Origin of the sequence: Streptomyces sp. NPDC058051 (genome assembly GCF_042885475.1) — a bacterium.
Classification (GTDB): domain Bacteria; phylum Actinomycetota; class Actinomycetes; order Streptomycetales; family Streptomycetaceae; genus Streptomyces.
Genome location: NZ_JBHVRW010000016.1, coordinates 170,443 through 178,698, shown reverse-complemented (window position 1 = coordinate 178,698; position 8,256 = coordinate 170,443). Strand labels below are relative to the sequence as shown.

Sequence of the window (8,256 nt, the reverse complement as noted above, 5' to 3'; positions counted from 1 at the left end):
GGCTCGATCCGCACCGCGGTGCGGATCGAGCCGGTCCGGCGCCCGTGCCGGCCCTGCGCCGCCCTACTCGACGCCGATCAGCAGCGGACCGCACTGACGGCCGCCCCGGTACACGACCGTGTCGACCGCCAGATAGCCCTCGCGTACGTGCTCCTCCAGCGCGGCGGCCAGGCTGTCGGGGACGTCCTCGCCCAGGACCAGCGTGACGAGTTCGCCGCCCGCCGCGAGCATGCGGTCCAGTACCTTGCGGGCCGTTTGCGGTACGGCCTCTCCGATGACGGCGACATCGCCGTCGATCAGGCCCAGGATGTCGCCGGCCTGGCAGATGCCCGCCATGGTCCAGGACTGCCGCTCGGCGACGGCCAGTTCGGCGTACCGGGTGGCACCGGCCGCGGCGGTCATGGCCACCACGTCCTCGTCGAAGCTGCGGTCGGGTTCGTGCACGGCGAGGGCGGCGATGCCCTGGACGGCGGCCCGGGTCGGGATCAGGGCGACCCGGACGCCCTCCGCGCGGACCTGTTCGGCCGCGGCCGCGGCGGTGTGGCGCAGCTCCGCGTCGTTGGGCAGCAGCACCACCTCGCGGGCGTTCGCCCGGCGGATCGCGTCGACGAGTTCGCCGCTGGCGGGCGGCTCCCCGGGGCGCGCCAGGACCGTCGTGGCCCCGGCTTCCTCGCACAGGCCGCGCAGCCCGTCGCCGGGCACCACCACGACGACCGCGCGCTGCACGGGTTCGGTGGGGGGGTGTACCCGGTCCGCGCCGAAGTGGGTGATCCTGATGCGGTACGGCCGTCCGGCCTCGACGCCGGCCTCCACCGCCGCTCCCGCGTCGTCGACATGCACATGGACGTTCCACAGCCCGTCGCCGCCCACCACCACGAGCGAGTCGCCGAGCCCGTCGAGCCGGGTCCGCAGCCGGTCCACGGCGTCGTCGCCGGCCTCCAGCAGGTAGATGACCTCGAAGGCCGGCCCGCCCTCCGCGCAGTCCTCCGGCATCGTGACGACGGGCACGGGCACGGCCCCGGTGCGCTCGGAAACGACGGGCACAGCTGCCCCGGTGCGCTCGGGCGCATGCCCGCAGACCGCTTCGACGAGCGCCCCGAGGACCGTCACCAGACCCTTCCCCCCGGCGTCCACGACACCGGCCCGGCCGAGGACGGCAAGCTGTCCGGGGGTCGCCTCCAGAGCCGTCCGCGCCCCGTCGTACGCCGCCCGCGCCACCACCGCGGTCCCGGCGTCGTCCTCCGTGCGCGCGGCGGCCTCGGCGGCTGCGTCGGCCACGGTCAGCACGGTGCCCTCCACGGGGTGGGCGACGGCCTCCCGGGCGGCTCCGGCGGCCGTGGCCAGTGCGCGGCGCAGATGGTCCGCGTCGTGCCCCTCGGCCAGCACGCCCGCCATCCCGCGCAGCAGTTGGGCCAGGATCGTGCCGGAGTTCCCGCGGGCGCCGATCAGCGCTCCGTGCGCCATGGCCCGTACCGCGTCGGCGGCGGCGGGCACGGTCGTACCCGTCTCGTGGGCGGCGAAGACCGCTTCGACGGCCTGGGACGCCGACTCCACGGTCAGGTAGAGGTTCGTTCCGGTGTCCCCGTCGGCGACGGGGTAGACGTTGATCGCGTCGATCGCCTCGCGCTCCCGGCCCAGTGCCCGAAGGGCCAGTGAGCACCAGGTACGCACCGCGACGGCGTCCATGTCGTCGGCGGTCTGCGGCACCTGTCGGTCCTCCTCGAAGATCGGCCGTGGGTGGCCGGCTGCACCGCAGGGTAGCGCCGTGCGCCCGGTCCGGCGGGGACAGGGGCGGGGCGGGGGGCGGCGGAACCCATGGTAGTTTCGTTGTGCCGACGCAGCCGTTGTATGCTGCTTCGGTTGCCCGATGAGAATCGGGCCATTCCTCCGGTACCGCCACTTCAGTCAACTGATTCCGGCGTGCCGGAATTCACTGTAAGTGCATCTGAAGTCTTTGGAGTGACCCGTGGCTGCCAACTGCGACGTCTGCGGCAAGGGGCCGGGCTTCGGCAACAACATTTCGCACTCGCACCGCCGTACGTCTCGTCGCTGGAATCCCAACATCCAGCGTGTGCGTGCCGTGGTCGGTCGGACGCCGAAGCGGCTCAACGTCTGCACCTCGTGCATCAAGGCCGGCAAGGTCGCGCGCTGACGTTCCCGTCGTAGCGCAGCCTTCCGGTTGCCCAAGAAGCCGGTCCACCTCGGTGGACCGGCTTCTTGCTGTGCACTGGGACCTACAGCGCTCCGCACGTGTGCCGGGGTGGGCGGGCCCTACCCGCCGCGCGTCCGCCAGCCATGGTCGACCGGACCGATCCCGGCGCCCAGCGGGAAGCCCGCTGCGATCGCCCCCGTGACGTAGTCCTTCGCGCTCCGTACCGCCGTGGGCACGTCCTGGCCCAGGGCCAGTGACGAGGCGATCGCCGAGGCGAGCGTGCAGCCGGTGCCATGGGTGTGCCGGTTGGTGTGCCTGGGGGCGCGCAGCCAGTGCTCCACGGTGCCGTCCGTCAGCAGATCGACGGGCTCGCCGGGCAGATGACCGCCCTTGATGACGACCCAGCGCGGCCCGAAAGCCAGTACCTCGGTCGCGGCCCGGCGCATTCCGGTCTCGTCCGTGACGTTCACACCGGTGAGCTGCGCCACTTCGTCGAGGTTCGGAGTGGCGACCGTGGCGACCGGCAGCAGCTTCGTCCGTACGGAATCGAGGGCTTCGGCGGCCAGCAGCGGGTCTCCGTGCTTGGACACCCCGACCGGATCCACGACGACCGGGGCGGCGGTGGCCGCGAGGAGTTCGGCCACGGTCTCGACGAGGGCGGCCGACGACAGCATGCCGGTCTTCACCGCCTGCACACCGATGTCGTCCACCACACTGCGGTACTGGGCCCGTACGGCCTCGGCCGGGAGCTCCCAGGCGCCCTGTACCCCCAGCGAGTTCTGGGCGGTGACGGCGGTCAGCACGCTCATGCCGTGCACACCGAGCGCCAGCATCGTCTTCAGATCGGCCTGAATGCCCGCACCGCCGCCGGAATCGGATCCGGCGACGGTGAGCACGCGGGCGGGTACGGCGGCAGGCAGAGGCATACGCCGCAATCTACTGGGCGTCCTCGATGCCCCCGAAATGGTCCCAGCCCCCCTTGCTGGTCCAGGGCGCCCCGTCGACCGTGACCTGGGGCAGCGCCGAGGGGTTGAGCACCTCACCGATCACCTTCCAGCGGGCGGGCAGCTTCACGTCCGGCGGGAAGGTGGCGACGATCGCGTGATCCTCTCCCCCCGTCAGCACCCACTGCAACGGATCCACGCCGACGGCCTGCCCGATGTCGGACATCTGCGAGGGGATGTCGATCAGTCCGGAGCGCAGATCGATCCGGACCTTGCTGGCTTCGGCGATGTGCCCGAGGTCGGCGACGAGTCCGTCGCTCACGTCCGTCATCGCCGTGGCGCCGAGCCCGGCGGCTGCGGGGCCCGCGTGGTACGGCGGTTCGGGGCGCCGGTGGGCCTCGACGAAGGCGCGGGGCGAGCGGAAGCCGCGGGAGAGAACGGCGTACCCGGCGGCGGACCAGCCGAGCCAGCCGGTCACGGCGACGACGTCGCCGGGCTGGGCACCGGCGCGGGTGACCGGTTCGTGGTTGCGCAGATCGCCGAGTGCGGTGATCGAGACGGTGATCGTCTCACCCCGCACCACGTCGCCGCCGACCACGGCCGCGCCCGCGACCTGGCATTCGTCACGCAGGCCGTCCATCAACTCACCGGCCCAGGTGACCGGGAGTTCGGCCGGGACGACCAGGCCGAGCAGCAGTGCGGTGGGCACGGCGCCCATCGCGGCGATGTCGGCGAGGTTCTGGGCTGCGGCCTTGCGACCGACGTCGTACGCGGTCGACCAGTCGCGGCGGAAGTGCCGCCCCTCCAGCAGGATGTCCGTACTGGCCACGACCCTGCGGTCGGGGGCGGACACCACCGCGGCGTCGTCGCCGGGGCCGAGCCGTACCGCCGGAGTGGTGGTGAGCCGGGAGGTCAGCTCCCTGATGAGCCCGAACTCCCCCAACTCGCCCACGGTTCCCTTCACCGAGTCTCACCTCTCATCTATCGCCCCGGACGATCGTCCGGGCTGCTTCAGCGGCAGGGGGTCCAGGCCGTGGACCGGCCACCGCCGCAGGGAGCAGTCTGCACCGGTTCTCATCGGCATGCCCGTCCCCCTTTCGCACCGCTGCGCTCGCGGTCGCGGGCCGTTACTGCTGTCGGTACTGTCAAGAGATACGTCAACCTGTGTCTTGCGTACGCCACGCTGTGGACGTCAACCACCCCGTAGGTCTCCCCGCGGCCCGCGGGGACGCGATACCGTGGCGTCCCTTTCCCCCACATGATCCTCGTGGCCGCCCTGGAGGTTCCGTGGTACAGGCGTACATCCTTATCCAGACAGAGGTGGGCAAGGCGTCGACCGTCGCCGAGACCATCTCCAAAGTCCCGGGAGTGATCCAGGCAGAGGACGTCACCGGCCCCTATGACGTGATCGTGCGTGCCCAGGCCAATACAGTCGATGAACTGGGCCGCATGGTGGTCGCCAAGGTCCAGCAAGTGGAAGGCATCACCAGAACCCTGACCTGCCCGGTCGTTCATCTGTAGTCCCCGTCTACGCTGGGCCGGTGACATCATCGCGCCGTCGGCTCCGCCACCCCGTGCTCCTCGGTCCGCCCGTCGCCGCGCTGCTGCTGGCCGCGGCGGGCTGCACCTCGACGGACGCCGCTTCGTCGATCACGGTTCCCACACCGTCACCGGAAGCCGCAGCCTATTGCCGTGCTCTGCACAAGGAGCTGCCGAAGACCGTTGCCGGACTCGACCGCGGTGACACCGGGTCCGAACTGACCGCGTCGTGGGGGGACGGGGCGATCGTACTGCGCTGCGGTGTCGCCCGGCCCGCGAAGATGGACGACCCCATGGCGAAAGGGACCGAGGCGAACGGCGTCAACTGGTTGCTGGAACAGCCGGAAGGCGCCGGTCCGCGTTTTACGACGACCTATCGCAAGGCGTACGTCGAGGTGAGCCTCTCGACGGCGTACGCGCATGACGCGAGCCCGTTGGCCGCGTTCGGCGCGCCTGTCCGCAAGACGGTTCCCGACAGCCTGTAGGGCGCACGCCCGCGTCGCGGAGCGCGCGCCGCCACGGCGCGGGAGGCGTTCAGCGCAGTCCGGTCGACCGGTTCAGGGCCGCCTGGATCAGCCGGTCCACCAGCTCCTGGTAACTCACACCGCTCTCCTGCCACATACGCGGGTACATGGAGATCGGGGTGAAGCCCGGCAGGGTGTTGATCTCGTTGATCACGAAGCCGCCGTCCTCGGTGAGGAAGAAGTCGGCGCGCACCAGGCCCTCGCAGGACGCGGCCTCGAAGGCGTCGACCGCGAGCCGCTGGACCTCGGCCGTCTGCTCCTCGGTGAGCGGCGCGGGCACGATCCCGGAGGCCGAGTCGATGTACTTGGCCTCGAAGTCGTAGAAGTCGTGCGAGGTCACCGGGGGGATCTCGGCGGGCACGCTGGCCCGCGGTCCGTCCTCGAACTCCAGCACGCCGCACTCGATCTCCCGGCCGCGCAGCAGCGACTCGACCAGGAACTTGGGGTCGTGCCGGCGCGCTTCCTCGATCGCGTCGTCGAGGCCGGAGAGGTCGTCGACCTTGGTGATGCCGATCGACGAGCCGGCCCGGGCGGGCTTGACGAAGAGCGGCCAGCCGTGGTCGCCGGCGAAGTCCACGATGCGCTTGCGGGCGGCGGAGGGATCCGTGTCCCACTCGCGGGGACGCACCACGACGTACGGGCCGACCGGCAGCCCGAACGAGGTGAAGATCCGCTTCATGTACTCCTTGTCCTGGCCGACCGCCGAGGCGAGCACACCGGCGCCGACGTACGGCACACCGGAGAGCTCCAGGAGTCCCTGGAGGGTGCCGTCCTCGCCGTACGGGCCGTGCAGCACGGGGAAGACGACGTCGACCTCGCCCAGCGCCTTGGGCACCGAGCCGGGCTCGCTGTACACCACTTCACGGCTGCCGGGGTCGACGGAGAGCACCACGCTGCCCTCGGCGGACTCGGCCAGCAGGGCCACGTCCGGCATCCTGCGGTCCGCGATGGCCATGCGCTCGGGCTCGTCGGCGGTGAGCGCCCAGCGGCCGTCCGTCGTGATGCCGATCGGCAGGACGTCGTACTTCGTCCGGTCGATGGCGTTCAGGACGGCGCCGGCCGTGACGACGGAGATGCCGTGTTCGGAGCTGCGGCCGCCGAACACGACGGCCACGCGCGGCTTGCGGAGCTGCTGCTCCGGGCTCTGGGGGAGGTTCTCGCTGCTCATATCGCGTTGAGCGTACCTGCTGGTACCACTCGCGTCAGCGCGGCCGGGGCCGCTGGAGCGGTGACCGCGGACGTTCACCGGACCGCGCGCCCCGGGGCCCGGCATCCGGACCGGGGCCCGGGTCCTCCCCGGGCGAACCCGTCAGCGTCGCTCGGGCTTCGCGCTGCGCGACATCAGCTCGCCCAGCGCGACCATCGGCGGCTTGCCCTCGTGGACGATGCCGACGACGGTCTCCGTGATGGGCATGTCGACGCCGTGCCTGCGCGCCAGATCGAGCACCGATTCGCAGGACTTGACGCCCTCCGCGGTCTGCTTGGTGACCGCGATCGTCTCCTGGAGCGTCATTCCGCGGCCGAGGTTGGTGCCGAAGGTGTGGTTGCGCGAGAGCGGCGAGGAGCAGGTCGCCACCAGGTCGCCGAGCCCCGCCAGTCCGGAGAAGGTCAGCGGGTCGGCGCCCATGGCGAGGCCGAGCCGGGTGGTCTCGGCGAGGCCGCGGGTGATGAGCGAGCCCTTGGCGTTGTCGCCGAGGCCCATGCCGTCGGCGATGCCCACGGCGAGGCCGATGACGTTCTTGACCGCGCCACCGAGCTCGCAGCCGACCACGTCGGTGTTGGTGTAGGGGCGGAAGTACGAGGTGTGGCAGGCGGCCTGGAGGCGCTGGGCCACGGACTCGTCGCTACAGGCGACGACGGCCGCGGCGGGGCGGCGTTCGGCGATCTCCTTGGCCAGGTTGGGGCCGGTGATGACGGCGACCCGGTCCGCGGACACCCTGGTGACGTCCTCGATGACCTCGCTCATCCGCTTCGCGGTGCCGAGCTCGACGCCCTTCATCATCGAGACGAGGACGGTGTCGGAGCCGAGGTGCGGGGTCCAGTCGGCGAGATTGGCGCGCAGCGTCTGCGAGGGCACCACGAGCACCGCGAAGTCGGCGCCCCGCAGTGCCTCCACGGCGTCCGTGGTGGCCCGGATCGACGCCGGGAGTTCGATTCCGGGCAGGTAGTCCGGGTTGGTACGGGTCGTGTTGACCGCCTCGACGACTTCGGCACGACGGCCCCAGAGGGTGACCTCGCAGCCCGCGTCGGCGAGGACGATGCCGAAGGCCGTGCCCCATGAGCCGGTTCCGAAGACGGCCGCCTTTGCGGAGTGCGTCACTTGGGCTCCTTCCCTTCGGCCTTGCGCCGCTGTTCCGCTCGGACCTTGCGGTGGTCGTACGGCTCGGTGGGTGCCTTCTCGCCCCGCACGATCTCCAGCTGCGCGGTCACCGCGGCCATGATGACCTCGGTCGCCTCGCGCAGGATGTCCGGCGTCGGCTCCTTGTCGTAGAACCGGGAGAGGTCCACGGGCGGTCCGGCCTGCACCTGGAGGGTCCTGCGGGGGAAGAGCCGGAGCTTGTTCTCCTTGGCGTACGGCGGCATGACCAGGTGGGCACCCCACTGTGCGACCGGGATGACGGGGGCCCTCGTCATCAACGCGACGCGGGCCGCGCCGGTCTTGCCGGTCATCGGCCACAGGTCGGGGTCGCGTGTGAGGGTGCCCTCCGGGTAGAAGGCGACGCATTCACCGCGCTCGATGGCGCCGACGGCGGCCCTGAACGCGTCCAGCGCGTTGGTCGTCTCGCGGTACACGGGGATCTGTCCGGTGCCGCGCAGCATCATTCCGACGAAGGGGGCCTTGAAGAGACCGGCCTTCGCGAGGAGCCGCGGCACCCGTCCGGTGTTGTACTGGAAATGACCGTAGGAAAGCGGGTCCAGGTACGAGTTGTGATTGACCGCAGTGATGAATCCGCCGTCGGCCGGAATGTGCTCCATCCCCCGCCAGTCACGCTTGAACAGAACCACCAGCGGCGGTTTTGCGATGACCGCCGCCAGGCGGTACCAGAAGCCGATTCTGCGGCGGGACACTCGGACACCTTCCTCTAAGGACCTGGAC

At 71.2% G+C, this 8,256-nt stretch carries 9 protein-coding genes; 3 read left to right on the top strand and 6 right to left on the bottom strand.

Annotated features, from left to right (window positions below):
• Positions 1 to 63 precede the first annotated feature (63 nt).
• Positions 64 to 1,707 (bottom strand): DAK2 domain-containing protein, encoded by a 1,644-nt coding sequence (locus ACFVUT_RS24540; RefSeq protein ID WP_389659388.1) that lies wholly within the window; start codon positions 1,705 to 1,707, stop codon positions 64 to 66.
• A 259-nt stretch (positions 1,708 to 1,966) separates the two neighbouring features.
• On the opposite strand from ACFVUT_RS24540, the gene rpmB reads away from it, so the two are divergent.
• Positions 1,967 to 2,152, top strand: coding sequence for a 50S ribosomal protein L28 (gene rpmB, locus ACFVUT_RS24535; protein ID WP_030928661.1), 186 nt, complete (start codon positions 1,967 to 1,969; stop codon positions 2,150 to 2,152).
• A gap of 119 nt (positions 2,153 to 2,271) precedes the next feature.
• On the opposite strand, the gene thiD is transcribed toward rpmB, so the two are convergent.
• Both thiD and ACFVUT_RS24525 read right to left on the bottom strand, forming a co-directional pair.
• Positions 2,272 to 3,078, bottom strand: coding sequence for a bifunctional hydroxymethylpyrimidine kinase/phosphomethylpyrimidine kinase (gene thiD / locus ACFVUT_RS24530; protein WP_389659385.1), 807 nt, complete (start codon positions 3,076 to 3,078; stop codon positions 2,272 to 2,274).
• A gap of 10 nt (positions 3,079 to 3,088) precedes the next feature.
• Complete coding sequence (locus ACFVUT_RS24525) at positions 3,089 to 4,060, bottom strand: thiamine-phosphate kinase (protein WP_389659382.1); 972 nt, start codon at positions 4,058 to 4,060, stop codon at positions 3,089 to 3,091.
• Positions 4,061 to 4,383: 323 nt separating this feature from the next.
• On the opposite strand from ACFVUT_RS24525, the gene ACFVUT_RS24520 reads away from it, so the two are divergent.
• Both ACFVUT_RS24520 and ACFVUT_RS24515 read left to right on the top strand, forming a co-directional pair.
• Entirely contained in the window at positions 4,384 to 4,617 is a 234-nt protein-coding gene (locus ACFVUT_RS24520; RefSeq protein ID WP_389659379.1) for an Lrp/AsnC family transcriptional regulator, read from the top strand.
• 20 nt (positions 4,618 to 4,637) lie between these two features.
• On the top strand, positions 4,638 to 5,120 hold the full coding sequence (locus ACFVUT_RS24515; RefSeq protein ID WP_389659376.1) for a DUF3515 domain-containing protein: 483 nt from the start codon (positions 4,638 to 4,640) through the stop codon (positions 5,118 to 5,120).
• A 49-nt stretch (positions 5,121 to 5,169) separates the two neighbouring features.
• Here the strand turns inward: ACFVUT_RS24515 and ACFVUT_RS24510 are convergent, their stop codons facing one another.
• The 3 genes from ACFVUT_RS24510 to ACFVUT_RS24500 all read right to left on the bottom strand — a co-directional run bounded on the left by ACFVUT_RS24510 (position 5,170) and on the right by ACFVUT_RS24500 (position 8,228).
• A complete protein-coding gene (locus tag ACFVUT_RS24510; protein WP_389659373.1) occupies positions 5,170 to 6,327 on the bottom strand; it encodes a D-alanine--D-alanine ligase family protein in 1,158 nt (385 codons plus the stop codon).
• A 141-nt stretch (positions 6,328 to 6,468) separates the two neighbouring features.
• Entirely contained in the window at positions 6,469 to 7,479 is a 1,011-nt protein-coding gene (locus ACFVUT_RS24505; RefSeq protein WP_389659370.1) for an NAD(P)H-dependent glycerol-3-phosphate dehydrogenase, read from the bottom strand.
• A complete protein-coding gene (locus ACFVUT_RS24500) occupies positions 7,476 to 8,228 on the bottom strand; it encodes a lysophospholipid acyltransferase family protein (RefSeq protein ID WP_389659367.1) in 753 nt (250 codons plus the stop codon). Before ACFVUT_RS24500 ends, ACFVUT_RS24505 begins: the two co-directional genes overlap by 4 nt.
• Between the last annotated feature and the right edge of the window lie 28 nt (positions 8,229 to 8,256).

Excerpts from the sequence above, each read along its gene's own strand:
- thiD (WP_389659385.1), bottom strand. The coding sequence starts at position 3,078 with ATGCCTCTGCCTGCCGCCGTACCCGCCCGCGTGCTCACCGTCGCCGGA.
- ACFVUT_RS24510 (WP_389659373.1), bottom strand. The coding sequence starts at position 6,327 with ATGAGCAGCGAGAACCTCCCCCAGAGCCCGGAGCAGCAGCTCCGCAAG.